Origin of the sequence: Bacillus sp. AY3-1 (assembly GCF_008368785.1) — a bacterium.
Classification (GTDB): domain Bacteria; phylum Bacillota; class Bacilli; order Bacillales; family Bacillaceae_G; genus Bacillus_A; species Bacillus_A wiedmannii.
The window spans coordinates 82,535-109,392 of sequence record NZ_QORZ01000009.1; the positions used below are offsets into that span (position 1 = coordinate 82,535).

Below are 26,858 nucleotides of genomic sequence, written 5' to 3' on the forward strand. Positions count from 1 at the left end.
GAAGTAACCATAATAGTTACATAAATAAAAAACTATCCACAAATAGGAGGAAGAACAATGAAACATGTAATCGTTTATGCACACCCAAATACAGAAAGCTTCAACCATGCGATTTTAGAAACGGTAAAAAGTGAATTAGAAGAAAAAGGTCATGAAGTACGCGTTCGCGATCTATACGAATTAAACTTCAATCCAGTATTAGGCGCTTCCGATTTCATCTCATTTTCTCAAGGAAACACACCAGAAGATATTAAAGAAGAGCAAGAGCATATCTCTTGGGCTGATAGCATTACATTCATTTATCCAGTTTGGTGGGCGGGGCTTCCTGCTATTTTAAAAGGATACGTTGACCGTGTATTTAGCCATGGCTTCGCTTATGCTTACGGCGACAATGGTATTGAAAAGTTATTAAGCGGTAAAAAAGGCTTATTATTATCCACAATGGGAAATTCGAAAGAAGCATACACAGCAGGCGGTATGTTTGACGCAATGAAGAAAACAGCGGATGTTGGTATTTTTGAATTTACAGGCATTGAAACAATTGAGCATACATTCTATACAAGTGTTCCTTCTGTGGATGATAATGTGCGTAAACAATATCTTGAAGAGGTTAAAGATGCTGTGAATCGTGCGTTTTAATAAAAAAACTCCGGTTTTAACAACCGGAGTTTTTTATTTCATCATCAATTTCGGAATATATCTTTGAAGAATGCTTTCTAATTCACTCATATCTTCTTGTCTAATAAGTAAATTCACATTGTCATTCATTTTTTCTCGCCCGCGATATAAAAATATATTTTCTTTTGGATTTTCCCATGTTGATGTTTTATAGCCTTTTAATTCTTCATATGAATAAAAGTTCAATCCATCTATTACACCTTTTTCATATATTTGTACACTTTTAATAAGATAGATAGCTATTAAAGTCATAAAACAACTTGCTATAACATAACTACCCGACTGAATAAGAAACTGTTCAGCTGTATCAATATTGCCACTTACGTACTGAGCATATATATACATACATTGTCCAATGAAATATGCTGGCCCAAGTAACGCAATCCACCGTCTCTTCACTCGAGGATACATTGCAATGAGTTTTCCCGCGTTTTTTTTCATTTCATTTATTTTATATATTTTCCATAGAACAAAGAACAAAACACATAATGTAAAAACAAACATCATACATGACATCCAGTACACTCTTATTCCCTCCTTTGTATCATTACATATAAATTTTACATTTTATATACCAACAGCACATATGCAATTATGCATAAAAAAACAGGTAACCTCTTCCGGTTACCTGTTTTTCATTACATCTTCTCAATCCACTCCGTCAAGTTATGCACAACTTGCGTTGGTTGTACTTCATATTCTGTTAACTTCTCCACAGTTGTGACTCCAGTGTGGACAAGAAGGGTATGCATGCCAGCATTTATTCCTGCTAAAATGTCTGTATCGTAGTTATCCCCAACCATTAATGCTTCATTTTTTTCTATGCCAAGCACTTTTAAAGCTTGTTCCATAATGATTGATTCTGGTTTTCCGATAAAGATTGGTTCCACGCCTGTTGATACTGCTACAACTGATGTTAATGAACCGTTACCTGGTAATAATCCGCGCTCAGTCGGAATAGCAATGTCTCCATTTGTAGAAATAAACGTTGCGCCGTTACGCACAGCAAGACAAGCTTTTGCTAATTTTTCATATGTGATGTCACGATCTAAACCAACAACAACGAAATCAGGATTTTCATCCACAAGTTCAAATCCTTTTTCCACAAGCGCATCATGTAAGCCTTCTTCACCAATCATATATACAGTTGCGTCTTGTTTACGTTCATAAATGAAGTTCGCTGTCGCCATACTCGTTGTGAATACTTGCTCTGCTTCCGCTGGAATATCGAAACGAACAAGTTTTTCTGCCACTTGTTCTGGTTTACGAGTTGAGTTATTCGTAACGAATAAATAAGGAATACCGCGCTCTCCTAACGCTTTTACGAAGTCGCTCGCTTCTTCAATTTGTTCTTCTCCGCGATACATCGTACCGTCTAAGTCAATTAAGTAACCTTTATACATCATTATGTCTCTCCTTCTATGCTAACGTTCTCACCTTATCATACCACTCTTATATTACCCGCTTTTTCCAAAGAAAAAAACGCTTTACCTAAAAGCGCCCCATAACGTTCATTTTTTCTCTTTTACTTGGTAAGAACAACTACAATCGCCCTCACACATGTTTGCTAGCGTTTTCACATCTGCTCCTGCAAATAAACGATTATACATCTCTTTTTCATCTTCGCATACTTGCGGGAATCTCTCTGCAATTTCTTTTAACGGACAGTTTTGTTTTTCAATTACGAAAGAGTTCTCTCCATCTCTCTTTATTTGAACCATATAACCATTTTTCTCTTGCATAGCTGCTATCTCTTGCACTTTATATGCTAAATTCTTTTGATTACTCACTCGCTTTTGCAACTGTTCTTCCATTCGCTTCGTTCTCTCTGTTAAAACGTAACGAAGTATTTTTTCATCACCCATTCGAGCTAAATCTTCTAGCATATCAATCGCAAATTGCTTATACTCCTTCGGGAATGTATCTTCTCCCTTTTCACTTAATCCATATAAATAAGTTGGTCTTCCGACATGTTGTCTTACCATCTTAGAATAAATGAAACCATCTTTCTCAAGATTACTTAAATGTCTTCGGATCGCCATTTCTGTAATCTCTAAAACGTCAGCTAGTTCCGCTACTGTGTGCTCTCCCTTAACTTTCAACAATTGTACAATTTCATCTTTCGTCGTACGTGCTTCCCCCATGCTTAACCCTTCTCCCTTTTCCCTTTACTTTCTCACATACAATATAAGATCCCCAAAAGGCAGTCCCGGGGATCTTATAAGCATAATTATTCTGGTACAAATGCAGATACAGGTCCTAATTCCTTCTCTAAATAACTGCGAATATTTGCTGGGTATTTCTCTACCACTGCAATATGTTTTTGAATCGTCTTATATAATTCATCATGATTCATTTGAATATAATCTTGCGTAAGCATTTTTCGAAGAAGGATAATTTCTTTCATTCCTTGTCCTTCTTCTGCACTTATCACTCGCTCGTCCATCAAAATATCGATAATATCTTCATAACTTCCTGGATCGCGCATAATAAATCCATCAATCATCGCATTCCCTACATCTAATACACAATCAATAATTAGATGAGCTATACGTTCTAATGCGTAAAATTCAAACTCGGTTTCATATATCTTTTTCTCTTGAAATGTACTTGTTGCTCGTTCTAAACATACTAGCATTTGTTCTATTTTCTTTCTGTCTACAAAATACATGAATGTCACCTACCTGGAAATTAAAGCATTTACATTTTAATTGTAACGCTTTCTTCTGAAAAAATCGACAATTTTTCGAATTCACCTTTTCTCCGTTATTTGTTATAGTTATATTTGTATGATTTTTGAAATTGGAGGAATGGAATCTTGGAACGTGAACTCGCACTAGAAATTGTCCGTGTAACAGAAGCAGCAGCATTAGCATCCGCACAGTGGATGGGCCGCGGAAAGAAAAACGAAGCAGATGATGCAGCAACTACAGCAATGCGTGATATGTTTGATTCAGTAAACATGGCAGGTACAGTTGTAATTGGTGAAGGAGAACTTGATGAAGCACCGATGTTGTATATTGGTGAAGAACTAGGAACAGGTAACGGTCCAGAAGTAGACATTGCCGTTGATCCATTAGAAGGTACAAACATCGTTGCAAAAGGTCTTGCAAATGCAATGGCAGTTATCGCAATCGCAGATAAAGGAAACCTTCTTCATGCTCCTGATATGTACATGGAAAAAATCGCGGTTGGTCCAAAAGCAGCTGGTAAAATTAGCTTAGATGATCCAATTGAAAAAACAATTGAAATTGTAGCAGAAGCTAACAATAAAAAGATTCGCGATCTAACAGTTATCGTGCAAGAACGTGAACGTCATCAAGATATTATTGACCGTGTTCGTGCAAAAGGTGCACGCGTAAAATTATTTGGTGATGGTGATGTTGGTGCGTCAATCGCAACAGCACTACCTGGAACGGGTATTGATTTATTCGTAGGTATTGGCGGAGCTCCAGAAGGTGTTATTTCTGCAGCAGCATTAAAATGCCTTGAAGGTGAAATGCAAGCTCGCTTAGTTCCAATGAACGAAGAAGAAGAAGCTCGTTGTCGTGAAATGGGATTAGAAGACCCTCGTCAACTTCTTATGTTAGATGACTTAGTATCTGGGGATGATGCAATCTTCTCAGCAACTGGTGTATCTGCTGGTGAGTTATTAGACGGCGTGAAATTCCTTGGCGGAGATCTAGCTGAAACATATTCTATCGTTATGCGTTACAAAACAAGAACGGTACGATTCATTAAAACGCATCACCATTTAGATCATAAACCACACTTAAACTTAGATATTTAATAAAGGAGCCATGTGTATGGAAGAACGTTTCTTTCTGTACGACGATACAGTCGCTACAAGAACTCGTTTCGTTAGCTTTATGGGAGAAAATGAGCGTCATGATTTAGCGCTTTTATACTCCGATCGTCATTACGGTAAAACAATTGTCCTTGATATACAGCGCAATAGATTTGCAATCATCGGTCCTGACGATTTAAACGAACCAGGCTACTTAGAGCATGCATTTTCTATGACTGAAGAAATTGCAGAAGAATTACGCTCATTTTTATTTGAACTTATATAATTTATCTTAGGCACCAGCTATTTTAGCTGGTGTTTTTTCGCTTTAAGTATTTTGAATTTTCAATCTTATATGTTATAATTAAGAATAAATCTATTTGGATAGAAAGGACGTTATCTACGTATGCCGACATTTACTTTGTAATGGACCAGCAATTGGATAGCATTACTCTCAAAAAAGCACCGTGCTTTTTCAAGGGAGTAGTCTGCCCATTCCCATTACAAAGGAGCGTAACGCATCTGTAGTATGATGTTTACGGAGGTTCCTCTTTGGGGAACCTCCTTTTATTTTTGTCTTTTCCTCATGTCTTCATACTACAAGACATCCAAATAGCTGTATTACGTTTCTTTGCCACTACTATGAGAGGTGAAGGAAAATGCAAAAAGTACAACTTTCTTGGAGTTTATATGAAAACGAGCAAAATACAATCGAAAAGTATTGTAAAAATTGCAGACGCACTACCCTATTTACTGACACGAATATTCGTAGGCATAACGCCAATGGAAAAAATATATATCGTTTTGCCATTTATAAATGTCCGAAAGATCATACGTGGAACCAAAAACTTCGTATTTATAAATCATTTACTGATCATGTGGAAACAGTCGATATGACGCAGCAAGATCAAATAGAAACAACTACTACTATTTCCATTACGCAACATAAAGAAAACGGCATAGTCGAAATCACGATCGTATTAGATATCGTTTTCGGTTCCCACCGAATGGATAAAGCTTTATCCACATATATTTCCGACTGGAGCCGTACACTCATTGTGGATAAAATTAAAAATGGGGATATTCAATTGAACGGACAACAAATGAAACCAAATACAATACTTTCTGAAGGCGATCATATCTCGATTTGTTTATAATGCAAAAAATCCTCTTACAATCGTAAGAGGATTTTTTTATTTCTTCACTTTTCGTAATACGAAGTGTGCACAACCGAAGTTACAGTACTCGTATAAATACTCCGTTAACGTACTAATTTTCGTATCATATGTCGAACGTTGATTACTATCATCAAAGAAACCGCGCAATCTAAGTTGCTCATAACCCCAGTCCCCAACGATATAATCATATTTATTTAAAATTTCTGCATAACGCTCTTTAAATGCTTCTTCACTAAAACCGTCACGAAAGTTTTTAATTACTTCGTACTGCACATTATTAATGCTCACCGTAGCATGCATCTCTTGCTCTTGCTTTTGCTCCATCATTAACTTCCTCTCTAAGCATTCTTCTTTTTATCGTATCACAAAGCATACCAACCAACAATTTCAAATACAAAAAATTGAAAATTAGTGCATGCTATGGAGAAGGAGGTGATACATCGTGAAAAAACAAATTATACTCTCTCTCCTCACTCTTTCCTTATTCGCAGGCTGTCAATCATCTAATAAAGCCGAAATGGAACGTGAAGAAGGAAGTCGTGTTCTTGTTTCCAATAAAAACGACATGTATCATACGGAAAATACAAATACAAGATTAACGAGAGTCGGTTATTCATCTAAACAAAAACATGAAGTATCTAACAAACAAGTAGGAGCCATTAACCGTGAGAAAGTCGCTGAAATGATTACAAGCATGACAGTCAAACTTCCTGACGTTACAAACGCTGCTACGCTCGTTACCGATGATGAAGTATTTGTTGTATACCGTGCAAACACAACGGATCCAAAACTCGTAGCAGATCAAGTATATAAGGCTGCTTTGTCCATCGTCCCTCGCTATTATAAAGCATATGTATCAACAGACCAAAAGTTGATTTCTCAAATTCAAGGGCTTCAATCTGGCGCGTTAAATGATACAGAATATACACAGAGCCTCGACATGCTAAAGCGAGAAATGAGCAAAAATCCTCATTTAAACAATACGGGGGATCAGACTTTGAATGATATGATCAAAAAATAAAGAAGGTGGAGAAAACCTCCACCTTTTTTACTATTTCTTACGATCCGCATAAACCTCCATCGCATTACACATAAACTGTGCTAAACCTTCACCAAACTTATCGATATTTTTCGTGAAGCGCTCATCTGCGACGTACATTTGACCGAGTCCTTTAAAAGCATCTAATGAATATTCACTGAAGTTTTGCAAGTAATCGTACCATACTCCAATTGCTTCCTGTGCCTCTTTAGAATCTGGTGCGCCGTGTCTAAGCGCCGCTAAATTTCTGTAAATCATATTAAACTCTTCTTGATTGTCTTTTGACATACCTTTCGCGTATTCATTCGCTTTATCTACAGCTGCGTCTCCCCATCGTTCACGTGCTTCTTCTTCGTACGGATTATGGCTGAAATCAAAGCCTTCAAATTTCTCTTTATTCGTCATTTCAATCTCTCCTTTTGTATGCTGAATTGTTTTATCAATCGTCGCAATCACCTTATCTAATCTGGCACGCTTTTCAAGAAGCATTTTCTTATGAAGCTGTAGTGCTTCTTCGTGGTCAAATGATGGACTCATGATAATTTCTTTAATTTTCTTCAAAGGGAAGCCTAGCTCTTTAAAAAATAAAATTTGCTGCAGTGTCTCTAAATTTTCATTGGAATACAGACGATATCCAGACTCTGTCGTCTCGTCTGGGGTTAACAACCCAATTTCATCGTAATGATGCAGTGTGCGCACACTAATTCCAACTAAATTAGCTACTTCTTTTACCTTCATTGTCATGTGTATCTCCCCCTTAATACATACGATAAAGTATGACGCAACGTTAGAGTCAATAAGTAAATTCATTTTTTGTTAAAAGTTTCATCTCCACTATATTTCATGCATAATAGATATGTACATATATTAGAAAGCGGTGAAAGTATGGTTTCAAGTACGGTAATTGCCAGTATCACAATTCAACTTGTGATTTCGATTCTGGTACCTATTATTGCGTTTGTTTATTTCCGTAAAAAATATAATATTAATTGGAAAGTGGTCGGCATTGGTGTTCTTATCTTTATTGGATTTACCCAAATTCTCGAAACACCGTTCCACCTATTTATGCGTGGTAATCCAGCAATCGCTCCATTTTTAGAAAATCCGTTTGTCTTTGCAATTTATGGCGGACTAACTGCTGGTATTTTTGAAGAATTAGGACGCTTCGTTGCCTTCTTCTTCCTACTAAAAAAATATCTAGAATATAAAGATGGCTTCGCTTATGGAATCGGTCACGGCGGGATTGAATCCATTTTAGTTGGCGGATTCTCTGCATTGCAGACACTTATATTCGCTAATGCTATTAACAATGGTAGCTTCGCTCAAATGGCAGAAAAACTACCACAATTAAATCTTGTAAAGGATATGTTAATAGAACAACCTGCTTATTTATACTTCCTTGGCAGCTTGGAAAGAATTATGGCTCTTGTATTGCAAATTGCCTTTACAATGCTTGTCTTATACGCAGTAAAACAGAAGAAATATATTTTCCTTGTTTACGCTATATTATTCCACGGATTTGTAGACTTTTTCGCGGCACTTTATCAAACAAAAACAATTAACATCTTTGTTGCAGAAGGAATTACCCTTCTCTTCACAATTGGTGCTGTCATTCTTATTCGTAAAATGAAAGAGAAATTAATGAGTGTACCGGAATAAAAAATAACCCACCAACTGGTGGGTTATTTTTTACCACGATTTTCGCAATGATGATAACTCTTACCCTCTTGCAGCTCCCTCTTTGTTTCTGCGTCTATAACGATGTACTTATGAAACTCTTCTACTTCATTTTGAGAAAAGGAAGCGAAAAAATAAACTTGGCGATCAGGATGAACAAAAAAATCTTGAAGCATCACACTACTCCGACAACCCATGGCTGTTTTTTGTAGGAAAGAAAATTCCTCATCAGCCACTTCTTTAAATAAGATTTTTTTCCGAACACTATATGCTGCATTGTTGTATTCTTTATAGATTTTCTTATCTAAATGTTCGTAAAACACATCCTCACTCACAAACGATTTATTTCGATTGCTTGGATAATTTAATTTTTGATTGGATTCTGCATATGTTGTGGACAAGTGTATAAAAAAACAAAGACCGAATATAATACATATCATTTTTTTCATCATTACACCTCAAATGTTCATTTATCCACATTACTTTTCCACATATTTAAATCAATATGCCGTTTCCAATAAAAAGGAATTTTTTCCGCATTTGTCGAAGTATATAGCGTCAACTTGAAAGATGGGGATGAATTATGAAGAAATTGATTGTAATACGACATTGTTCAGCAACTGGACAAGAACGTGATGCCGAATTAACGATTGCAGGAAAAAATCAAGCAAACACTCTTGCTACATTCCTCTTAGAAAACCAACTACAAATAGATCATATTATTTCAAGCCCATTTGTGCGAGCTATCGATTCTATTCGGCCCTATGCGCTTCAAGCTAACTTGTCTATCCAAGAAGATGAACGATTAGCTGAACGCATATTAAGCAACGTTCCAATGGACGATTGGTTGCAAGAACTAGAATCTACTTTTACAAATATAGATATTGCCTTTTCAGGCGGAGAGTCAACAAAACAAGCGACGGATCGTGCTATATCACTTATCCAAGACGTTTTAAAGTTAAACCATACTACAACACTACTTGTTACACACGGCAACTTACTTACGCTCATTTTAAAGCACTTTGATCATACGATCGGCTTTATTGAATGGAGAGCTTTAACGAATCCTGATATTTACGAAATTACACTCGATAAACAATGTATCCTAAAACGATTATGGGAAGCACCGTCCAAGTAATATCTCTTTCCAACACATTCAGTTGACGCCACGAGAAGAAACTGTACTAACAATAGAAAGGGGTATCACTCCATATGTACGAAGATGTACTTGCTTTACTACATAAAACAAATGCTTCTTACGAAAAGTTTGAACACGAACCAGTACTCGATTATGAAACAGATCGTATCGTACGTGAAAGGCTTGGCTTACACGGCACTCCAAGTAAAAGCTTATTTTTAAAATCAAAGTCTGGAGATTATTACGTATTTTTTACGTTAGAGGGTACAAGGCTCAACCGAGGAGAGATGAAAGAAATAACAGGAGAAAGCTTATCTCTCTGTTCTCCTGATGAGCTAAGAGAAGAAACAGGCTGTACTCCAGGATGTGTAGCTCCTTTCGGTTATTCACAAAATGTAACGATTATTGTGGATAGTGCTATTTATGCTTACGATAAAATTTTAATTACACCTGGTGTACCTGAATTTACAATTGAATTATCCACAGAGGAATTAAAGAAAATCTTATTAACATGCCCAAATACTGTTTTAGAATATAAACAAAAAGAGAGCTAATGATTAGCTCTCTTTTTTCATTATTTTGCTTCTGCTGTTTTTTCTTTTGCAGAACGAACTTGCTCGTCCGCATGGTAAGAAGAACGCACAAGTGGGCCAGCTTCACAGTGGCTAAAGCCTTTGCTAAGTGCAATTTCTTTAAGCTCTGCAAATTCTGCTGGTGGGTAATATTTAAGAACTGGTAAATGCTTCTTAGATGGCTGTAGGTATTGTCCAAGAGTTAAAATATCCACATTGTTTGCACGTAAGTCATCCATCGCTTCAATTAAATCTTCTCTCGTTTCACCTAAGCCCACCATAATGCTCGATTTAGTTGGAATATCAGGCTGCATTTCTTTTGCTCGACGTAAAAACTCTAATGAACGATCATATTTTGCTCTAGCGCGAACTCGGTCAGATAATCGACGTACTGTTTCAATGTTATGGTTTAAAATATCTGGTTTTGCATCCATTAACATTTTTAAGTTTTCTTCTACTCCACCCATATCAGATGGTAATACTTCGATTGACGTAAATGGATTTTTACGACGTACAGCGCGTACTGTTTCAGCAAAAACAGCTGCTCCTCCGTCCTTTAAATCATCACGTGCAACCGCTGTTATAACAACGTGCTTTAAGCCCATTTGTACTACAGAATCTGCTACGCGTTCTGGCTCTTGTAAATCAAGCTCAGTTGGTAAGCCTGTTTTAACCGCACAAAAACGACAAGCACGTGTACAAACCGCACCTAAAATCATAAATGTTGCTGTTTTCCTTACAGCCCAGCATTCATGAATATTCGGACATTTCGCTTCTTCACAAACTGTATGAAGATTCTTAGAACGCATCATTTTCTTTAAGCCTGTATAGTTTTCATTCGTGTTTAACTTAATTTTCAACCATTCGGGCTTGCGCTTATATTCTGTTTGTTTTGTCATGGTTATCAACTCCGCACAATATGAAATAGTTTACCGTGTTCGCTTCTTTCAATGTAACATATCTATTCTAACGTATGAAAGCGATTTGCTCAAATGAAGATTCTAAGATTTTTTCCAATCGTTCCCTATAATGAAATACTCCGTATATCCCACACTAAAAAGAGTGATGTTGTGAAAGGAGTCTATTTCATGCTTCGAAAAATTTCTCTTTTGCTTTCGATTTGCTTTCTTCTCCACCAAAATATCGCTTACGGTGAAGATAATCAGCAAAGCATATACGAAAAGCGCATGGCACTATATAAAGAAACCGAGCAATCTTCAGGCATTCCGTGGTATTACTTAGCTGCAATGGATCAATACGAAAGAAATATACGGAGCGTAAGAAAAGATATTCCGAAAAAACCAGATGCCATTATCTCCCTTTATTTCAAACCAGAAATATGGGCTGGTCCCGTTAATGGTAACGACACTCTCCCCCATACAATTTCTCTATTTGGCGGATTGGGTTTAGATGGTGACAAAGATGGATTTGCAAACGCAAATAACGACCGTGATCTTCTGCATACAGCAGCGACAATTTTAAAGAAACAAGGAACGTCCGAAGACCGTGTTCACATTATGCTTTGGGAATATTATAGACGTGCGAAAACAGTTGAATTAATTACCGAATACGCCCAAATTTATAAACATTACGGACGTATTAATTTAGAAGGGAATGCTTTCCCTCTTCCGATTCGTAGTGACCATAGCTACCGTAGTACTTTCGGTGCTGGAAGAAGTTTTGGGGGAAGGAGAGTTCATGAAGGAACTGATATTTTTGCAGGCTATGGTGTACCAGTAAGATCTACTTGCTATGGCATTATTGAAACAAAAGGCTGGAACCGTCTTGGCGGATGGCGCATCGGTATTCGCGACCTTCATAATAATTACCATTATTACGCTCATTTAGGCGGATTCTCAAAAGAAATACAGCTTGGACAAATTGTCGAACCAGGAAAAGTAATTGGATTTGTCGGTAGCACCGGTTACGGCCCTCCCGGCACAGCTGGAAAATTCCCGCCCCACCTACATTTCGGTATGTATAAAGACAATGGTTATACAGAATGGGCTTTCGATCCATACATGCATTTAAGTCTGTGGGAGCGAAAAGAACGCACGAATACAAAACGATAACCGTAGCATATTGCTACGGTTATTTTTTTAATTCGGCTAACTATCCGTTTTCTTTTTATCAGGTACAACAACACTCCCACTTCCATAATAAGTAGGCACTTCCCCTTGAACAATACGCGTTGCAATCGGAACATCTTGTTTTACCTTTATTTCTTTCGTATGAAATGGAATAATCACTTGCAACGTGACTTCCATCTCCATAATAATTTGAATCGCTGTCGTATTGATCCCGTGCGGTTCAATTTTTTGTTTAATATCCGTATTCACATGACCAATCGTCGTGAAATCAATTGGAATATCGGGACCTATATTTCCAAGAAGCGCATTATCCGTTACACGACCAAAAGGAACTGCCATCGTTGCTCCATTTTTTCCAGAAATACCCATCCCCTTCAAATCACCTTGTTCTACTTGCTGTAAATATTTTTCTATGTATGTGGTCGTTGACGTTACGATTTCATTTACTTGCTTTGTATTTAAATTAATTGTGGATACTTTCCCATTTTTATCATTTTGTACTTTCATTAATGAATCGACATCAAACCCTTCATTAATTCTATCTTTTACCGCCTTCGTCATAACCGCTGTCGCCATTTTATGCGTCTCTACTTCCCCATATTTAAGTAATGTCGGCTGAATGCTTTTATTCACAATCCATAATCCTTGCACGAGTAATATGACAAAAAGAATAAACGACATAAACAGTATGTGCCGAAAGGAAATTGGTCCCCTTCGAAACCGCGAATTTTTCGAACGAAATATACTCATAAAAAAACCTCCTTCTTATATCATTTCTATGCAAGAAGGAGGGACGATATATGCTTATCTCATTTTTAATAATGCTTCTTTTCCGATTGTGCCTGCCGTAATACCTAATGCTTCGGCCTCAATCGTTACTGATTCTAGCGGTGCTTCAAGAAGTTGTTCAATCGTTCTTACACCAACCGCACGGCCAGCAATAATTCCTCGATCACCTAACTTCTCATTTAAAAGACCTACATCTAATGCACCGCACATAATATATCCTTTATCGCTCATTACAGCTAGCAAATTTGTCTTTGGAAGTTTGACGCTAACCGCAATAAACGTATAATTATCGATTATAATTGGCTCCACATTAACCATAGTTCACACTCCTCTCTTTCTTATCTGTATGACAAGAGAAAAATGAGTGTTACAAGTTAACTAGCCTATAGTTTGACGGAAGATGTATGAGTTATCAACACGTCTGTTAACACATCTCTGAGTAACTCTGGCATATAATATTGTTTGTCAGAAAGTGTGGATAGCTCTGGGTATAAGTATCCGAATGTAAACATATCAATCGTTCCTACCGTATATATACGATCTAATTCCAACGATTCCCCGTTAATCAATACATCTTCCAGTAAAATTTTATTCCCAGGAATCATATCTGGAATGACTTCGACACCAGCGTAAATCATTTTCCCCATCACTTTTCCACGAAATCCGAATCCTTTTACCTCAAGGTTCTCCATATTCGGGCGACGTGCTTTCAAAATAACTTCTCTTAACGTTTTCCCCGGCACTTTTAATAAACATGGATTAATTGGATGTGGACAAATTCTGTGAATATCTCCGCGCGTCACAACACCTTCATTTAATCCCTCTAATAGCACACCAGCGTTCACCATTCCAATTTCTGCACCGCACCACGTTTTCAGCGCATTTGCTAACATGTGCGAAAATGCCGTCTCATGAAACCAATCGACTGGTAATGATTCCTTTAAATGAACGACAGGCTCTGCCATAATCTGTTTACTTTCTTCCTGTAGCAATTCAATTGTGGATAACGGTTTGCTATAAGCACCTAAACGTTCTGTCTTAATCGCTCTACCGTCCTTTTTCAACAGCTTCTTCGTCTCTTTATCCACAGTAAGCTGAACGTGCCCAACGTAACGTCCCCACTTTTCACAACAACAAAGTAAAGTATTATTCATAAGAATGCCACGCTCAAATAAATGGTGCGTATGTGCACCTAAAATAACATCTATATCATAATGCTCTGCCATATACTCATCCATGCTTTTTCCAAGATGAGAAAGGACAACTGTAATATGAGCCTCATCTCGCACTTCTTCTAAAATAGACTCTAAATGGATAAGCGGATCTTCAATATGCCAATCGAGCATATGATAAAACTCTGGATAAGCTACCGTTAACCCGATAAAGGCAATCGTAATCCCATCTGTCGTTGTATGTAATTTATAAGGCTTTGCCCACGCTGGACGTACCCCTTCTTTTTCAAATAAATTCGCAACGAGCACCTCAAATCCAGCATCATCATATAGACGATTCAAATGCTCCTTCGCTAACGTAATTCCTTCATTATTTCCGATCGTTACATAATCATATAACGCCTCATTCAAAAGCTTCGTATTGCCAAGTCCATTCGTCGCTTCCGAAATACTATGAAAACGATCCACATGATCGCCGATATCAACCGTCAAAACGGTCTCTCCCGCTTCCTGTCTTCGCTTTTTCTCCCCTTGTACAAACCGAGAAATTTGCGGCCAATTTTCAAAATGACTATGTATATCGTTTGTATGATAAAGGTGGATGATTGTTTCTTTATTTATATTCAGAGAAAAAACCTCCTCTCAGTTCCTTACTGCCATTTACGCTACACGTACGCAATAATCCTGTAAATACTTTTCGTCTTTTCTTGCTATTTTACATTGTACTCGCATTATAAGAAAAAGCAAAAGATTGTCCTTTTTGATAAGAAAACTTTTTCTAGTGTGTGGAAGGGTTTTAGATGATTGAACGGGGGATTTGGTTGGGTTTCGGGGGATTTGTCAAAAAGTTTAACAGAGAGTTCGGTAGGTGGGGCTTCAATTGGATTTTCCAATAGATTGTCAGTGGATTTGTCAGTATCTTTGCCTTACTTCCAATCGGTCTCTTTTCCTACAACATGTTGTGGGGTATATACGGAATTTCTTTTGTCTTACTTTGTCGATAAGTCGATATCCCTTGTCGAAACGTCGATATATTGAAATAATCGTCGATATATTCCGCGATGTGATCGATATATTTGAATAATCGCTGATATATTTAGCTGAACACCCGCCTGGGTATCCCAGCCTGACCTAAACTGAATCGACCCCCAGCACAACATAAAAAAGCGCCCTGCACAGCAGGGCGCTTTCTTCATACATATATTATCCAGTTCCAGCGGCTAGAATGTTCGGTGGCTTCACTTCTTCCTATGAGGCAAAAAACGCCTCTACGTCAGAAGCTCCATCCCCCTTACATTCTGGACGAGCCGCTTCCACTTTAAATATTAACCAATAGAACCTTCCATCTCAAACTTGATTAGGCGGTTCATTTCAACTGCGTATTCCATTGGAAGTTCGCGAGTGAATGGCTCGATGAAGCCCATTACGATCATTTCTGTAGCTTCTTGCTCAGAAATACCGCGGCTCATTAGGTAGAATAATTGTTCTTCTGATACTTTCGATACTTTCGCTTCGTGTTCAAGTGAAACGTAATCGTTTTTGATTTCGTTGTAAGGAATTGTATCAGATGTAGATTGGTTATCCATAATTAACGTGTCACACTCGATGTTAGAGCGAGAGTTTTTCGCTTTTGGTCCGAATTGTACGATACCACGGTAAGTTACTTTACCACCATGCTTCGCAATCGATTTAGAAACGATTGTTGAAGACGTGTTTGGTGCTAAGTGAATCATTTTCGCACCAGCATCTTGGTGTTGGCCTTTACCAGCAATCGCGATAGATAATGTTAAACCACGAGCGCCTTCGCCTTTTAAGATAACTGCTGGGTATTTCATCGTTAATTTAGATCCGATGTTACCGTCAATCCATTCCATCGTTGCGTTTTCTTCACAAACCGCACGTTTTGTAACTAGGTTGTAAACGTTGTTCGCCCAGTTTTGGATTGTTGTATAACGGCAATATGCATCTTTCTTAATGATGATTTCTACTACCGCACTGTGAAGTGAGTTAGTCGTGTAAACAGGTGCTGTACAACCTTCTACGTAGTGTACGTGTGCGCCTTCGTCTACGATGATAAGCGTACGCTCGAATTGTCCCATATTTTCAGAGTTAATACGGAAGTACGCTTGAAGTGGTGTATCCACTTTAATACCTTTTGGAACGTAGATGAATGATCCACCAGACCAAACTGCAGAGTTTAATGCAGAGAATTTGTTGTCTGTTGGTGGGATTACTTTTCCGAAATGCTCACGGAAAATATCTTCGTTCTCTTTTAATGCGCTATCTGTATCTTTGAAGACGATTCCTAGAGCTTCTAGGTCTTCTTTCATGTTGTGGTATACAACTTCAGATTCGTACTGTGCAGATACACCAGCTAAATATTTTTGCTCCGCTTCAGGAATACCTAATTTATCAAATGTCGCTTTAATTTCCTCAGGTACTTCATCCCAAGACTTCTCAGATTTCTCAGATGGTTTTACGTAGTACGTAATTTCATCGAAATCTAAGTCGTTTAAGTCGCCGCCCCATTGTGGCATTGGCATTTCATAGAACTTATCCAGTGATTTTAAACGGAAGTCTAACATCCACTGTGGTTCTTCTTTCATACGTGAAATCTCTTCAACGATTTCTTTTGTTAAACCGCGTCCAGCACGGAAAATCGAAACGTCTTTGTCTTTGAAACCATATTTATAATCGCCGATATCTGGCAGTTGCTTCGCCATGTTGGTGTGTCCCTCCTTAGATAACCTCGTTTTTAGGAACCTTTAACATTACTTATCTTCGTTTAAGCCCTTTTCTAACGCTTTCCACGCTAATGTTGCACATTTAATACGTGCAGGGAACTTGCATACGCCTTGTAATGCTTCAATATCTCCTAAATCAATGCTGTCATCGTACTCTTTTCCTAGCATCATGTCAGAGAAAATTTTAGAAAGCTGAAGTGCCTCTTCAATTTTCTTACCTTTTACTGCTTGTGTCATCATCGAAGCTGAAGACATTGAGATAGAACACCCTTCTCCTTCAAACTTCGCCTCTTGTACAATACCTTCTTCTACTTTCATCGTAAGTTGAATACGATCGCCGCAAGTTGGATTGTTCAAGTTAACAGTAACACTATCTTCTAACACGCCATTGTTACGAGGATTCTTATAATGATCCATAATAACTTGACGGTATAACGTATCTAAATTATTAAATGACATTTGTGAAATACTCCTTTGTCTTGATTAGTGATTCAACAAATGTATCAATTTCTTCTTTTGTATTATATAAATAGAAGCTCGCACGTGCTGTAGAAGAAGCTTTCAGCCACTTCATAAGCGGTTGTGCACAGTGGTGTCCTGCGCGAACCGCAATGCCTTCTACATCTAATACAGTTGCTACATCATGAGGATGTACGTCTTCAATATTAAATGTAACAAGACCAGCGCGATGCTTTGGACCATAAATTGTAACGCCATCTACTTCTGATAGTCTTTCTAAAGCATATTGCGCTAATTCATGTTCATGCTTTTCAATATTATGAAGACCGATTTCTTCTAGGAAATCAATTGCCGCACCAAGTCCGATTGCATTACCGATAATCGGTGTACCTGCTTCAAACTTCCACGGAAGCTCTTTCCAAGTAGATTCTTGTAAATCTACGAAATCAATCATTTCACCGCCAAATTCAATTGGCTCCATATTGTTCAGCAATTCTTTTTTACCATATAATACGCCGATACCTGTAGGTCCGCACATCTTATGAGCAGATAATGCGTAGAAATCACAGTTTAAATCTTGTACATCCACTTTCATATGAGGTGTACTTTGTGCACCATCAACGACCATAATTGCACCGTTTTCGTGTGCGATTGCTCCGATTTCTTTTACAGGGTTAATCGTTCCAAGTACGTTTGATACTTGCATAATAGAAACGATTTTTGTATTCGGTGTAACTGTTTGACGAACATCTTCTAAAGAAATTGTACCGTCTGGTTGAAGCGGAAGGTATTTTAAAGTTGCACCAGTTTTCTTCGCAACTTGTTGCCACGGAATGATGTTACTATGGTGCTCCATGTAAGAAATAACGATTTCATCGCCTTCTTTTACATTTTCAAGACCATAGCTAGCCGCTACTGTATTTAATGCAGTTGTCGTTCCGCGCGTGAAAATAATCTCTTCCATTGATTTCGCGTTAATAAACTTGCGAACCTTCTCGCGTGCACCTTCATACGCGTCGGTAGCTTTCGTACCGAGCGTATGAACACCGCGATGCACGTTAGAATTATATTCTTTATAGTAACGTTCTAACGTTTCAATGACTTGAATTGGTTTTTGAGAAGTTGCTGCACTATCGAAATATACAAGTTGTTTGCCGTTCACTTTTTGATCAAGAATTGGAAACTGTTTGCGTATTTCATGAATATTCATTAGCGAACTTTCCTTTCAATTACCTCAACAAGCTGTGCCTTTACTCCTTCAATTGGAAGCTCATTTACTACAGGTGCTAAGAATCCATGGATGACTAAACGTTCTGCTTCGCGTTTTGGAATACCACGGCTCATCAAGTAGTATAATTGGTACGGATCTACGCGGCCTACTGAAGCTGCGTGACCTGCCATTACATCATCTTCGTCGATTAAAAGAATTGGGTTTGCATCACCGCGAGCTTTTTCATCTAACATAAGAACGCGAGAAGATTGTTGTGCATTTGATTTAGATGCACCATGTTCAATCTTACCAATTCCGTTAAAGATAGATGTTGCACTATCTTTTTGTACACCGTGCTTTAAGATCCAACCTTCAGAGTGTTTACCGAAGTGAACAACTTTAGTTGTAAAGTTTTGTGTTTGGTTACCACGGCCAATTGTTACTGTTTTTGTATCAGCATATGATCCGTCGCCCATTAAGTTCGTAACGTTCTCTGAAATTGTGTTTCCGTCATTCATAAGACCTAGAGCCCAATCAATGCGGCCGTCGCGTCCAACAACACCGCGGCGGTTAACGTAAGTTGTTACATCTTTTGCTAATAGATCAACCGCACCGAATTTCACTTGTGCGCCTTGTTCCACGATTACTTCTGCTACGATATTTGCAATACCTTTAGCATTTTCATTTGCAACGTAGTTTTCTACATAAGTTGCAGTACTGTTCGCATCAGCTACGAATAATACGTGGTTATATACGTTAGCTTCTTCGCCGTCTACTAAGAATACAGCTTGAAGTGGAGTTTCAAGAACAACGTTTTTCGGAACATATACAAATGCACCGCCGTTGATTAATGCAGCATGAAGTGCAGTTAAACGATGCTCGTCTACCTTCACGCCGTCTTTCATTAAATACTTTTGTAATAGTTCAGCATGCTCTGTTGCAGCTGTTACGATGTCTGTAAAAATAACACCTTTTTCTTTTGCTTCGTCTGCTAAAGAAACGAATGCAGTTGTACCAGTACGTTGTACTAATACGCTGTTATTTTCATCGATTAAGTTTTTCACTGCTTCTGGAAGCTCTGTTAAAGAACTTACAGGCTCTTGCTTAGCAGCTTCGCCTTTTCCGATAAAGTCCCATTTTTCAATTTTCGTTTTATCAGGCGTTGGCATTGGAAGTTCAGTTGCTTGTGCAAGAGCTTGTAAGCGGAACTCAGTCAACCAAGCAGCTTCGTTTACTTCGCTTGCGCGTTGACGGATTGTTTCTTGATCGAAAGGTAATGTACCGATTGTCATGTTTATGCTCCTCTCTTACGCTTCTTGCTCTGCTGTTTCGTCTTCAATACCTAATTCTTTTTTAATCCAGTCGTAACCTTCAGCTTCTAGACGTTGTGCAAGCTCAGGGCCACCAGATTTAACGATACGACCGTTCATCATAACGTGAACGAAGTCTGGAGTGATGTAGTTTAATAAACGTTGGTAATGCGTAATCATTAGGCAACCGAAATCTTCGCCGCGCATTTGGTTAATACCTTTAGATACAACTTTTAAAGCATCGATATCAAGACCTGAGTCGATTTCATCTAAGATTGCGATTTTTGGCTCAATCATCATTAATTGAAGAATTTCGTTACGTTTTTTCTCTCCACCAGAGAAACCTTCGTTTAAGTAACGTTGTGCCATTTCTGGATCCATTTCTAGGAATTCCATGTTTTTATCTAAAGTACGGATAAATTTCATAAGAGAAATTTCATCGCCTTCTTCACGACGTGCGTTAATTGCAGAGCGTAAGAAGTCAGCGTTTGTTACTCCGCTAATTTCACTTGGATATTGCATTGCTAAGAATAGACCTGCTTGTGCGCGCTCGTCTACTTCCATTTCTAATACATCTTCACCGTCGATGATGATGCTACCTTCTGTTACTTCATACTTTGGGTGACCCATAATGGCAGAAGATAAAGTTGATTTACCTGTTCCGTTAGGTCCCATAATTGCGTGGATTTCTCCACCTTTTACTTCAAGGTTTACACCTTTTAAAATTTCTTTTCCATCAATTGATACATGTAAGTCTTTAACCGTTAATGTAGAACCAGCCATCTCAATACCTCCATTAATCCTATATATACATTTTAAAAATTACTAAAACGTTCATATTCTCATTTTATTCTCATTCTAATCTTATATCAAATAAAATGATATCGCAAACGATGAAAAAATGTAACAATTTTTTCACAAATGTATATAAGTATTTCCCTTGCATCCTTATATGATACACCTTTCTTCTTATTTATATAAAGAAAAAGGAACTGGGAAATTCCCAATCCTTTCCTTATATTTATTCACTTACTGGCAGTACAGCACCTTTATATTCTTTATTAATAAAGTCTTGAATTTCTTTTGAATGCAGTACTTCTACTAATTCTTTAATTTCTTTTTTCTTCTCGTCACCTTTACGAACTGCAATAATATTTGCATAAGGAGAATCTGATCCTTCAATCGCAATTGCATCCTTTGTTGGATTTAATTTCGCGTCAATTGCGTAGTTTGAATTAATAAACAAAGCATCGCCTTCATTATTTTCATACAACTTCGGTGACAATCCAGGCTCTACATCTGTTTTAAACTTTAAGTTTTTCGGATTTTCCACGACATCTTTTACTGTTGCTTTAACAACATCTACACCGTCTTTTAATTTAATAACGCCGCCTTTTTGTAACAATGCGAGCATACGGCCACGCTCCGCTACGTTATTACTCATAATAACTGTTCCGCCATCTGGCAATTCTTTTAAACTTTTATACTTCTTAGAATAAATGCCCATTGGCTCTAAATGGATTTTTCCTGCGTTTACAATTTTATATCCCTTTTCTTGAATTTCTTTATCTAAGTAAGGAATGTGTTGGAAATAGTTCGCATCAATTTCCTTATCTGCTAACGCTTTATTCGGCAGCACATAATCTTGGAATTTTTTAATTTCTAATTTAATACCCTTTTTCTCTAATATCGGCTGTGCTTTTTCTAAAATAACAGCGTGCGGCACGTTAGAAGCTCCCACAACAAGCTTATTCTCTTCTTTCCCTCCGCAAGCAGCTAATGTAAATACAGACAGCGCTGTAACAACTGACAATAGAATCTTTTTCATATGATGTCCCCTTCTCCCCTATAGTTATGTAGTTATAAAAAAGGCTGGCATACACCAGCTCTTTTCAGCAATTATTCTTTTACAGGAACAACCGCTCCTTTATATTCTTTATTAATAAAGTCTTCGATTTCTTTAGAATGCAATACTTCTACAAGCTCTTTAATCCCTTTTTTATCTTTATCACCTTTACGAACCACCAATACGTTTGCGTATGGAGAATCATCACCTTCAATTGCAATTGCATCTTTTTCTGGATTTAATTTCGCATCAATTGCATAGTTCGAGTTAATTAAAACAGCGTCGCCTTCTTTATTGTTATACACTTGTGGTAACAAACCAGGCTCGATATCCGTTTTGAACTTTAAGTTTTTCGGATTATCTACAATATCTTTTGGAGTTGCACTAACTGGATCTACTCCGTCTTTAATTTTTAAAATGCCTTCTTTTTGTAAAATTGCTAAACCACGTCCATGGTCAGTAACGGAATTACTCATAATAATTGTCGCCCCGTCTGGAAGTTCTTTTAAGCTCTTATATTTTTGAGAATATACACCAATTGGTTCCAAGTGAATTTTCCCTGCTATTTCAAAATCATATTTTTTATCTTTCATTTCTTTTTCTAAATACGGAATGTGCTGGAAGTAGTTTGCATCTAAATCCTTATCCGCTAACGATTTATTTGGTAACACGTAATCTTGGAACTTTTTCACTTCTAATTCAATTCCTTTTTTCTCAAGTAACGGTTTTGCCTTTTCTAAAATTTCAGCGTGCGGCACGTTAGAAGCCCCCACAACTAGTTTCTTTTCATCTTTATCTTTCCCGCCACAAGCAGCTAACCCAAAAATAGAAGTTGAAATAAGTGCTGTAAGTAATAATTTTTTCATTTGAAACATCCTCCTGTTTTTTTATTATCGTTTATCTATTCGAGTCGTTACACTATCACCAATCCACTGAATGAAAAATACCACTAGTAATACACAAATTGTCGCAACGATTGTTACATCGTTATTTCCTCGCTGGAATCCTTCTAAATAAGCAAGTGTTCCAAGGCCACCAGCACCAACAACCCCCGCCATTGCTGTATAGCCTACTAAAGCAATTGTCGTAACCGTAATACCAGATACTAATGCTGGTAACGATTCTGGAATTAATACTTTCAAAATAATAGTGCTTGTTTTTGCTCCCATTGCTTTTGAAGCTTCAATTACACCTTTATCAATTTCGCGAAGTGCAATTTCAACCATTCTCGCGTAAAACGGCGCCGCTCCAATAATTAAAGCTGGCAGTGCTGCACTCGCTCCAAGAATTGTTCCAAGCAGAATCTTTGTGAATGGGATTAATAAAATGATTAAAATGATGAACGGTATCGAGCGGAAAATGTTTACGAACGCTCCAATCGCCGTGTTAACCGATTTGTTTTCCCATAAATTATCTTTCGCTGTCATAAAGAGTAACAATCCTAAAATTAGTCCTAAAACAAATGTGGCAAGAGCTGCGATTGCCGTCATATATAACGTTTCACCAGTTGCTTCTAACATTTGATTCCAATCAATATTTGTGAGTAACTTATCCATGTGCAATCACCTCCAGCTCTACTTGATCTTGATGTATTCCCTCTATTGCTTGCTGAATCGCTGTTTCCTCACCATTTAAATGAACAACTAAACTACCGTAAGAGCCGTTATTTGTTTGGGCGATGTTTCCTTGCAAAATGCTAACTTCTATATCACTGCGTTGCATTAATCTTTGAAGTACTGGTCTTTCTACAGCTTCACCGATAAACTGCAAACGAACTACTTTACCATCTGGATACTTTTCAATTAAACTTTCAATCGTTTCATTTGTATCTTCAGAATCTGTTAACTGCTGTACAAATCGCTTTGTAATGTCTTTCTGCGGATTGCGGAATACATCAAGTACTGGACCCGTTTCTACAATCTTCCCTTTCTCCATTACCGCCACTCGATTACAAATCTTTCGAATCACGTGCATCTCGTGTGTAATGAGTACAATTGTTAAACCGAGACGCTTATTAATATCTAATAATAAATCTAAAATTTGATCTGTCGTTTCTGGATCAAGAGCTGATGTCGCTTCATCACATAAAAGCACTTGTGGATTGTTAGCTAATGCTCTTGCAATACCAACGCGTTGCTTTTGTCCTCCGCTCAGCTGAGATGGATACGCGTCTCCTCTTCCTTCTAATCCAACAAGATGAATTAACTCATCCACTCGTTTTCTTCTCTTCGCCTTATCAACACCTGCAATTTCAAGTGGGAACTCGATATTTTCGCGTACAGTTCGTGACCAAAGTAAGTTGAAGTGCTGAAAAATCATTCCGATTTCTTGCCTTGCCTTACGAAGTTCACTCCCTGTAATTGTTGAAATCACACGATTTGCAATTGTAATTTGGCCAGAAGTTGGTTTCTCTAACTGATTGAATAATCTGATTAAAGAACTTTTCCCAGCGCCACTATATCCGATCACACCAAATATTTCACCTTTGTCTATTTTTAAATTGGCATTATCTACAGCAGTGACATCACCGCTTTTTGCTTTATATATTTTCTTTACATTTTCTAACAAGATCATGATGTTCACCCCTTTTTTTGTTTAAAAAGCGCAAGCGGCTCGTTTAGAACAAGAGGACGCCCGAATCCCTGACGTAGAGGCGCTTTTCGCCTCATAGGAAGGGATGAAACGACCGACTGTTCTAGCCGCTGAAGCTAGATTTTTGGTCGACTCCGCAATTTTTTATTTTTAATGCGTGTAGTCCACCGTTATCACTACTTTTATTGTTTGAATGTCCTCCACATTCAAACAATAAAAAAACCTTTCCGCTTTAGAGAAGCAGAAAGGTTTATATGCGTATATAACAACATTATCCCTCTCTCTCATCTCTCAAAGCATTTGCTTTGCAGGAATTGGCACCATTTCAACATAAGTTGACGGTTGCCGGGCTTCACAGGGCACAGTCCCTCCACCTCTCTTGATAAGAGAAATCAGATTACATTTTCGTCTGATTTGTAATTTATGAAATTGTCTATATTTTATGAATTGAATTGTATCAATATCCACACACCATGTCAACAGAAATTTTCTTAAAAAATGAAACTTCAGAATTTTAAGCACCTATTGACATCGGTTTACATATATGGAACATCGATTCAACTAATAGCATCGTTCGATACGTTCCCGAATATTGTACACGTCCATCGTTCATTAGCATTTGCAATCGTACATTTCCGTTCACCAATTGTTTTACATCTTCCTCATCTACACAAACGATTTGCTCCGTTCCTCTTTCCTCATGTAGCAGCTCTATATAATCTCTTGAAATTTGTAACGAGCAACTTTCATCTCCAAAGCGGAAATTAACAGTTTTTTCTCCTTGTCTTAAAAGCGGCTCTAAATGATATTGACCATTAGCGTAATTTACAAATGATTGCAGCAAAGAATATAATTTCACCCTAAATCACATCCTTCATATCACTTTCTATTACACATACCATTCCCTCTCACTAAAGAACAATCCTGTTACTTTCGCTCGACAAATACTGTAACCACCCTGCATCTCGACATATTTCCCGAGAAATATGTCGAGGCGGCAAAAACTTTGCCGCCTACTTTAATTCCGTATATAAATATTCAACCGAATGAAATGCATATATCTTCTTCATGAGTGTCCCATTTTCAAAAACAAGTAAACACGGTACACTTTCGATTCCATACTCTTTCGCTAAATGCGGAGCATAATTTAAATCTAACATTCCAATTTTCAAGTCTTCAATTGTCATCTCAACAACTGTTAACATCTTTTTTGCTAATTGGCATGTTCCACACATTGGAGTATATACATATAACACTGTTTTTTCTTCGTTCTCTATTAGGGCTGTAGCTTCGGCTCCTGTCCAATCAATCACTTCTATCATTCCTTACCGTAAATATTCTGTATAAACGTCAATGTCAGCTCCCCATAATACATTTGCTAAGTGTGAAGATGGCGCAGTTGCCACTTCTCGGTACGAGCGATCAATATAAATATGCTCTGCTTGCGGAAATTCTTTTCGAAATTGCTTCCTTAACTTTTCTCCAGCATCATCAGCATCCACTAGTACATACACTTCCTTATCAAAAAACTGATCAATGAGCTCATCCATTTTCGATAAACCAATTGTACCATTTGTACAAACAATTTCCACCGGTTCACGAATAATAGATTCAATCTTTCTTCTATCTGATTTACCTTCTACAATAATGACTTTTTCTACATAAATCATATGTCATCACCCGATCACCATATACTATACAACCTTTAACTTAGTATATAGTATATTCGTTATTTTCATGTTGTTTCCTGTTTATTTTTGCAAAAGAAAAACAGAAGCGGCTTGCTTAGAACAAGAGGGCATTGGAACTCCTGAACTAGAGGCGCTTTTTGCCTTGCAGGAAGCAGCGAAGCCACCGAGCAATCTAGCCGCTGGAGCTGGACAATAATGAAAAGCGGAACCGACTGTTTAGCCCTGTTGGCTAAGGTTCTTTCGTACAGAAGACGCTTTTTGTCTTCTCGTGCGGAAGGTTCTTAGACATGAAGGGCTAGGAGGTGGAGCTAGACAATGAAAAGCGCAAGCGGCTCGTTCAGATTACGAAGCCCCATGAAACCTTACCGAAAAACATTCATTCCCATAATAGCTTATTCATTTGCACTCGATTTTAAATGTATTATGTAACACAAAATAAAAAAGGACAGCACAAAGGCTGTCCTTCAGTCGACTATAATTAGTCTTGGTTTGTCATTTCTGCATATTTTTCTGCAGTTAATAACTTCTCAACTTGGCTTGCATCAGAAAGTTCAACTTTAACCATCCATGCACCCTCGTATGGAGATTCGTTAACAAGTTCTGGTTGGTCACTTAATTCTTCGTTTACTGCTACAACTTTACCGCTTACAGGTGCGTATAACTCAGAAACTGTTTTAACAGATTCTACGCTTCCGAATGGCTCGTCAGCTTCGATTGTTGCACCTACTTCAGGAAGTTCAACGAATACGATATCGCCTAGCTCACCTTGTGCAAAGTGAGTAATACCGATAACAACTTCATTACCTTCAGTTTTTACCCATTCGTGTTCTTCAGAGTAACGTAAATTATTTGGAATGCTCATGACTGTACCTCCAGTGAATGTATT

General features: G+C 37.7%; 34 protein-coding genes and 1 riboswitch. Of the genes, 10 read left to right on the forward strand and 24 right to left on the reverse strand.

Features of this window, described 5'->3' with window-relative positions; genetic code table 11:
* Nucleotides 1–57 precede the first annotated feature (57 nt).
* Nucleotides 58–639 carry an NAD(P)H-dependent oxidoreductase gene (locus tag DN389_RS05695; protein ID WP_088123659.1) on the forward strand — a complete coding sequence of 194 codons (582 nt, stop codon included), beginning with the start codon at nucleotides 58–60 and terminating at the stop codon, nucleotides 637–639.
* A gap of 33 nt (nucleotides 640–672) precedes the next feature.
* Here DN389_RS05695 and DN389_RS05700 read toward each other — a convergent pair whose 3' ends face one another.
* The 4 genes from DN389_RS05700 to DN389_RS05715 form a co-directional block, all read right to left on the reverse strand.
* The gene (locus DN389_RS05700) at nucleotides 673–1,203 is read right to left on the reverse strand and encodes an iron ABC transporter substrate-binding protein (RefSeq protein WP_149236900.1); all 531 of its coding nucleotides are present in this window, start codon (nucleotides 1,201–1,203) and stop codon (nucleotides 673–675) included.
* Between the two features lie 113 nt (nucleotides 1,204–1,316).
* The gene (locus tag DN389_RS05705) at nucleotides 1,317–2,081 is read right to left on the reverse strand and encodes a TIGR01457 family HAD-type hydrolase (protein ID WP_088123837.1); all 765 of its coding nucleotides are present in this window, start codon (nucleotides 2,079–2,081) and stop codon (nucleotides 1,317–1,319) included.
* A gap of 108 nt (nucleotides 2,082–2,189) precedes the next feature.
* Nucleotides 2,190–2,822, reverse strand: a complete 633-nt coding sequence (locus DN389_RS05710) for a helix-turn-helix transcriptional regulator (protein WP_000503338.1) — start codon at nucleotides 2,820–2,822, stop codon at nucleotides 2,190–2,192.
* An 86-nt stretch (nucleotides 2,823–2,908) separates the two neighbouring features.
* On the reverse strand, nucleotides 2,909–3,349 hold the full coding sequence (locus DN389_RS05715; protein WP_000274003.1) for a DUF86 domain-containing protein: 441 nt from the start codon (nucleotides 3,347–3,349) through the stop codon (nucleotides 2,909–2,911).
* A 147-nt stretch (nucleotides 3,350–3,496) separates the two neighbouring features.
* On the opposite strand from DN389_RS05715, the gene glpX reads away from it, so the two are divergent.
* The 3 genes from glpX to DN389_RS05735 all read left to right on the forward strand — a co-directional run bounded on the left by glpX (nucleotide 3,497) and on the right by DN389_RS05735 (nucleotide 5,622).
* Entirely contained in the window at nucleotides 3,497–4,468 is a 972-nt protein-coding gene (gene glpX, locus DN389_RS05720) for a class II fructose-bisphosphatase (RefSeq protein WP_000439090.1), read from the forward strand.
* A gap of 16 nt (nucleotides 4,469–4,484) precedes the next feature.
* The gene (locus tag DN389_RS05725) at nucleotides 4,485–4,751 is read left to right on the forward strand and encodes a DUF3055 domain-containing protein (protein ID WP_000392614.1); all 267 of its coding nucleotides are present in this window, start codon (nucleotides 4,485–4,487) and stop codon (nucleotides 4,749–4,751) included.
* Nucleotides 4,752–5,124: 373 nt separating this feature from the next.
* A complete protein-coding gene (locus DN389_RS05735) occupies nucleotides 5,125–5,622 on the forward strand; it encodes a cytoplasmic protein (RefSeq protein ID WP_098189414.1) in 498 nt (165 codons plus the stop codon).
* A 36-nt stretch (nucleotides 5,623–5,658) separates the two neighbouring features.
* Here the strand turns inward: DN389_RS05735 and DN389_RS05740 are convergent, their stop codons facing one another.
* Nucleotides 5,659–5,970, reverse strand: a complete 312-nt coding sequence (locus tag DN389_RS05740; protein WP_002008894.1) for a YutD family protein — start codon at nucleotides 5,968–5,970, stop codon at nucleotides 5,659–5,661.
* A gap of 115 nt (nucleotides 5,971–6,085) precedes the next feature.
* Between DN389_RS05740 and DN389_RS05745 the strand changes: the two genes are divergently transcribed.
* On the forward strand, nucleotides 6,086–6,664 hold the full coding sequence (locus tag DN389_RS05745) for a YhcN/YlaJ family sporulation lipoprotein (RefSeq protein WP_000744033.1): 579 nt from the start codon (nucleotides 6,086–6,088) through the stop codon (nucleotides 6,662–6,664).
* A gap of 30 nt (nucleotides 6,665–6,694) precedes the next feature.
* Here the strand turns inward: DN389_RS05745 and DN389_RS05750 are convergent, their stop codons facing one another.
* On the reverse strand, nucleotides 6,695–7,426 hold the full coding sequence (locus tag DN389_RS05750) for a MerR family transcriptional regulator (RefSeq protein ID WP_098189413.1): 732 nt from the start codon (nucleotides 7,424–7,426) through the stop codon (nucleotides 6,695–6,697).
* Between the two features lie 99 nt (nucleotides 7,427–7,525).
* Between DN389_RS05750 and DN389_RS05755 the strand changes: the two genes are divergently transcribed.
* The gene (locus DN389_RS05755) at nucleotides 7,526–8,341 is read left to right on the forward strand and encodes a YhfC family intramembrane metalloprotease (RefSeq protein WP_142343540.1); all 816 of its coding nucleotides are present in this window, start codon (nucleotides 7,526–7,528) and stop codon (nucleotides 8,339–8,341) included.
* Nucleotides 8,342–8,364: 23 nt separating this feature from the next.
* On the opposite strand, the gene DN389_RS05760 is transcribed toward DN389_RS05755, so the two are convergent.
* Nucleotides 8,365–8,808, reverse strand: a complete 444-nt coding sequence (locus DN389_RS05760; protein WP_142343532.1) for a hypothetical protein — start codon at nucleotides 8,806–8,808, stop codon at nucleotides 8,365–8,367.
* Between the two features lie 134 nt (nucleotides 8,809–8,942).
* Here DN389_RS05760 and DN389_RS05765 point away from each other — a divergent pair, with 134 nt between their 5' ends.
* Together DN389_RS05765 and DN389_RS05770 are read left to right on the forward strand one after the other, a co-directional pair.
* The gene (locus tag DN389_RS05765; protein ID WP_088123665.1) at nucleotides 8,943–9,497 is read left to right on the forward strand and encodes a histidine phosphatase family protein; all 555 of its coding nucleotides are present in this window, start codon (nucleotides 8,943–8,945) and stop codon (nucleotides 9,495–9,497) included.
* A 74-nt stretch (nucleotides 9,498–9,571) separates the two neighbouring features.
* Complete coding sequence (locus tag DN389_RS05770) at nucleotides 9,572–10,051, forward strand: YbaK/EbsC family protein (RefSeq protein ID WP_048542306.1); 480 nt, start codon at nucleotides 9,572–9,574, stop codon at nucleotides 10,049–10,051.
* A 20-nt stretch (nucleotides 10,052–10,071) separates the two neighbouring features.
* Here the strand turns inward: DN389_RS05770 and lipA are convergent, their stop codons facing one another.
* Entirely contained in the window at nucleotides 10,072–10,968 is an 897-nt protein-coding gene (gene lipA / locus DN389_RS05775; protein ID WP_000166369.1) for a lipoyl synthase, read from the reverse strand.
* Nucleotides 10,969–11,157: 189 nt separating this feature from the next.
* Between lipA and DN389_RS05780 the strand changes: the two genes are divergently transcribed.
* Complete coding sequence (locus DN389_RS05780; protein ID WP_000944677.1) at nucleotides 11,158–12,141, forward strand: M23 family metallopeptidase; 984 nt, start codon at nucleotides 11,158–11,160, stop codon at nucleotides 12,139–12,141.
* A gap of 36 nt (nucleotides 12,142–12,177) precedes the next feature.
* Here the strand turns inward: DN389_RS05780 and yunB are convergent, their stop codons facing one another.
* From yunB to DN389_RS05865, 15 genes are all read right to left on the reverse strand, one after another.
* The gene (gene yunB / locus DN389_RS05785; RefSeq protein ID WP_149236901.1) at nucleotides 12,178–12,909 is read right to left on the reverse strand and encodes a sporulation protein YunB; all 732 of its coding nucleotides are present in this window, start codon (nucleotides 12,907–12,909) and stop codon (nucleotides 12,178–12,180) included.
* A gap of 54 nt (nucleotides 12,910–12,963) precedes the next feature.
* Nucleotides 12,964–13,266: a YunC family protein gene (locus DN389_RS05790; RefSeq protein WP_000248463.1), complete on the reverse strand. Its 303-nt coding sequence runs from the start codon at nucleotides 13,264–13,266 to the stop codon at nucleotides 12,964–12,966.
* Nucleotides 13,267–13,331: 65 nt separating this feature from the next.
* Complete coding sequence (locus DN389_RS05795) at nucleotides 13,332–14,747, reverse strand: bifunctional metallophosphatase/5'-nucleotidase (protein ID WP_370512814.1); 1,416 nt, start codon at nucleotides 14,745–14,747, stop codon at nucleotides 13,332–13,334.
* 698 nt (nucleotides 14,748–15,445) lie between these two features.
* A complete protein-coding gene (sufB, locus tag DN389_RS05805; RefSeq protein ID WP_001118829.1) occupies nucleotides 15,446–16,843 on the reverse strand; it encodes a Fe-S cluster assembly protein SufB in 1,398 nt (465 codons plus the stop codon).
* A gap of 48 nt (nucleotides 16,844–16,891) precedes the next feature.
* Nucleotides 16,892–17,323: a Fe-S cluster assembly sulfur transfer protein SufU gene (sufU, locus tag DN389_RS05810; RefSeq protein ID WP_000009525.1), complete on the reverse strand. Its 432-nt coding sequence runs from the start codon at nucleotides 17,321–17,323 to the stop codon at nucleotides 16,892–16,894.
* The gene (gene sufS, locus DN389_RS05815) at nucleotides 17,313–18,533 is read right to left on the reverse strand and encodes a cysteine desulfurase SufS (protein ID WP_001020769.1); all 1,221 of its coding nucleotides are present in this window, start codon (nucleotides 18,531–18,533) and stop codon (nucleotides 17,313–17,315) included. Before sufS ends, sufU begins: the two co-directional genes overlap by 11 nt.
* Complete coding sequence (gene sufD, locus DN389_RS05820; protein ID WP_046955852.1) at nucleotides 18,533–19,825, reverse strand: Fe-S cluster assembly protein SufD; 1,293 nt, start codon at nucleotides 19,823–19,825, stop codon at nucleotides 18,533–18,535. The genes sufS and sufD overlap by 1 nt, the downstream gene beginning before the upstream one ends.
* Nucleotides 19,826–19,840: 15 nt before the next feature.
* Nucleotides 19,841–20,626, reverse strand: coding sequence for a Fe-S cluster assembly ATPase SufC (sufC, locus tag DN389_RS05825; protein ID WP_000929161.1), 786 nt, complete (start codon nucleotides 20,624–20,626; stop codon nucleotides 19,841–19,843).
* A gap of 238 nt (nucleotides 20,627–20,864) precedes the next feature.
* Nucleotides 20,865–21,671 (reverse strand): methionine ABC transporter substrate-binding lipoprotein MetQ, encoded by an 807-nt coding sequence (gene metQ, locus DN389_RS05830; RefSeq protein WP_000722406.1) that lies wholly within the window; start codon nucleotides 21,669–21,671, stop codon nucleotides 20,865–20,867.
* 71 nt (nucleotides 21,672–21,742) lie between these two features.
* Nucleotides 21,743–22,555: a methionine ABC transporter substrate-binding lipoprotein MetQ gene (gene metQ, locus DN389_RS05835; protein WP_000735094.1), complete on the reverse strand. Its 813-nt coding sequence runs from the start codon at nucleotides 22,553–22,555 to the stop codon at nucleotides 21,743–21,745.
* A gap of 24 nt (nucleotides 22,556–22,579) precedes the next feature.
* A complete protein-coding gene (locus DN389_RS05840) occupies nucleotides 22,580–23,245 on the reverse strand; it encodes a methionine ABC transporter permease (protein ID WP_000359548.1) in 666 nt (221 codons plus the stop codon).
* Nucleotides 23,238–24,263 carry a methionine ABC transporter ATP-binding protein gene (locus DN389_RS05845; protein WP_046955851.1) on the reverse strand — a complete coding sequence of 342 codons (1,026 nt, stop codon included), beginning with the start codon at nucleotides 24,261–24,263 and terminating at the stop codon, nucleotides 23,238–23,240. The genes DN389_RS05840 and DN389_RS05845 overlap by 8 nt, the downstream gene beginning before the upstream one ends.
* A 299-nt stretch (nucleotides 24,264–24,562) precedes the next feature.
* A riboswitch (SAM riboswitch) is annotated at nucleotides 24,563–24,670 on the reverse strand.
* Nucleotides 24,671–24,795: 125 nt separating this feature from the next.
* The gene (locus tag DN389_RS05855; protein WP_088123671.1) at nucleotides 24,796–25,140 is read right to left on the reverse strand and encodes a hypothetical protein; all 345 of its coding nucleotides are present in this window, start codon (nucleotides 25,138–25,140) and stop codon (nucleotides 24,796–24,798) included.
* Nucleotides 25,141–25,294: 154 nt separating this feature from the next.
* Nucleotides 25,295–25,603 carry a thioredoxin family protein gene (locus DN389_RS05860; RefSeq protein ID WP_002008881.1) on the reverse strand — a complete coding sequence of 103 codons (309 nt, stop codon included), beginning with the start codon at nucleotides 25,601–25,603 and terminating at the stop codon, nucleotides 25,295–25,297.
* 3 nt (nucleotides 25,604–25,606) lie between these two features.
* Nucleotides 25,607–25,951, reverse strand: a complete 345-nt coding sequence (locus DN389_RS05865; protein WP_000640866.1) for a toprim domain-containing protein — start codon at nucleotides 25,949–25,951, stop codon at nucleotides 25,607–25,609.
* A gap of 67 nt (nucleotides 25,952–26,018) precedes the next feature.
* Here DN389_RS05865 and DN389_RS28365 point away from each other — a divergent pair, with 67 nt between their 5' ends.
* On the forward strand, nucleotides 26,019–26,168 hold the full coding sequence (locus tag DN389_RS28365) for a hypothetical protein (protein ID WP_179196659.1): 150 nt from the start codon (nucleotides 26,019–26,021) through the stop codon (nucleotides 26,166–26,168).
* Between the two features lie 282 nt (nucleotides 26,169–26,450).
* On the opposite strand, the gene gcvH is transcribed toward DN389_RS28365, so the two are convergent.
* Nucleotides 26,451–26,834, reverse strand: a complete 384-nt coding sequence (gcvH, locus tag DN389_RS05870; RefSeq protein WP_000026896.1) for a glycine cleavage system protein GcvH — start codon at nucleotides 26,832–26,834, stop codon at nucleotides 26,451–26,453.
* Nucleotides 26,835–26,858: the final 24 nt, after the last annotated feature.

Coding starts and splice junctions, on each gene's coding strand:
- DN389_RS05695 (WP_088123659.1), top strand. CDS start 58: ATGAAACATGTAATCGTTTATGCACACCCAAATACAGAAAGCTTCAAC.
- DN389_RS05705 (WP_088123837.1), bottom strand. CDS start 2,081: ATGTATAAAGGTTACTTAATTGACTTAGACGGTACGATGTATCGCGGA.
- DN389_RS05710 (WP_000503338.1), bottom strand. CDS start 2,822: ATGGGGGAAGCACGTACGACGAAAGATGAAATTGTACAATTGTTGAAA.
- DN389_RS05715 (WP_000274003.1), bottom strand. CDS start 3,349: ATGTATTTTGTAGACAGAAAGAAAATAGAACAAATGCTAGTATGTTTA.
- DN389_RS05725 (WP_000392614.1), top strand. CDS start 4,485: ATGGAAGAACGTTTCTTTCTGTACGACGATACAGTCGCTACAAGAACT.
- DN389_RS05735 (WP_098189414.1), top strand. CDS start 5,125: ATGCAAAAAGTACAACTTTCTTGGAGTTTATATGAAAACGAGCAAAAT.
- DN389_RS05740 (WP_002008894.1), bottom strand. CDS start 5,970: ATGATGGAGCAAAAGCAAGAGCAAGAGATGCATGCTACGGTGAGCATT.
- DN389_RS05750 (WP_098189413.1), bottom strand. CDS start 7,426: ATGACAATGAAGGTAAAAGAAGTAGCTAATTTAGTTGGAATTAGTGTG.
- DN389_RS05755 (WP_142343540.1), top strand. CDS start 7,526: ATGCATAATAGATATGTACATATATTAGAAAGCGGTGAAAGTATGGTT.
- DN389_RS05760 (WP_142343532.1), bottom strand. CDS start 8,808: ATGAAAAAAATGATATGTATTATATTCGGTCTTTGTTTTTTTATACAC.
- DN389_RS05765 (WP_088123665.1), top strand. CDS start 8,943: ATGAAGAAATTGATTGTAATACGACATTGTTCAGCAACTGGACAAGAA.
- DN389_RS05770 (WP_048542306.1), top strand. CDS start 9,572: ATGTACGAAGATGTACTTGCTTTACTACATAAAACAAATGCTTCTTAC.
- lipA (WP_000166369.1), bottom strand. CDS start 10,968: ATGACAAAACAAACAGAATATAAGCGCAAGCCCGAATGGTTGAAAATT.
- DN389_RS05780 (WP_000944677.1), top strand. CDS start 11,158: ATGCTTCGAAAAATTTCTCTTTTGCTTTCGATTTGCTTTCTTCTCCAC.
- yunB (WP_149236901.1), bottom strand. CDS start 12,909: ATGAGTATATTTCGTTCGAAAAATTCGCGGTTTCGAAGGGGACCAATT.
- DN389_RS05790 (WP_000248463.1), bottom strand. CDS start 13,266: ATGGTTAATGTGGAGCCAATTATAATCGATAATTATACGTTTATTGCG.
- sufB (WP_001118829.1), bottom strand. CDS start 16,843: ATGGCGAAGCAACTGCCAGATATCGGCGATTATAAATATGGTTTCAAA.
- sufU (WP_000009525.1), bottom strand. CDS start 17,323: ATGTCATTTAATAATTTAGATACGTTATACCGTCAAGTTATTATGGAT.
- sufS (WP_001020769.1), bottom strand. CDS start 18,533: ATGAATATTCATGAAATACGCAAACAGTTTCCAATTCTTGATCAAAAA.
- sufD (WP_046955852.1), bottom strand. CDS start 19,825: ATGACAATCGGTACATTACCTTTCGATCAAGAAACAATCCGTCAACGC.
- sufC (WP_000929161.1), bottom strand. CDS start 20,626: ATGGCTGGTTCTACATTAACGGTTAAAGACTTACATGTATCAATTGAT.
- metQ (WP_000722406.1), bottom strand. CDS start 21,671: ATGAAAAAGATTCTATTGTCAGTTGTTACAGCGCTGTCTGTATTTACA.
- metQ (WP_000735094.1), bottom strand. CDS start 22,555: ATGAAAAAATTATTACTTACAGCACTTATTTCAACTTCTATTTTTGGG.
- DN389_RS05840 (WP_000359548.1), bottom strand. CDS start 23,245: ATGGATAAGTTACTCACAAATATTGATTGGAATCAAATGTTAGAAGCA.
- DN389_RS05845 (WP_046955851.1), bottom strand. CDS start 24,263: ATGATCTTGTTAGAAAATGTAAAGAAAATATATAAAGCAAAAAGCGGT.
- DN389_RS05860 (WP_002008881.1), bottom strand. CDS start 25,603: ATGATAGAAGTGATTGATTGGACAGGAGCCGAAGCTACAGCCCTAATA.
- DN389_RS05865 (WP_000640866.1), bottom strand. CDS start 25,951: ATGATTTATGTAGAAAAAGTCATTATTGTAGAAGGTAAATCAGATAGA.
- DN389_RS28365 (WP_179196659.1), top strand. CDS start 26,019: ATGTTGTTTCCTGTTTATTTTTGCAAAAGAAAAACAGAAGCGGCTTGC.
- gcvH (WP_000026896.1), bottom strand. CDS start 26,834: ATGAGCATTCCAAATAATTTACGTTACTCTGAAGAACACGAATGGGTA.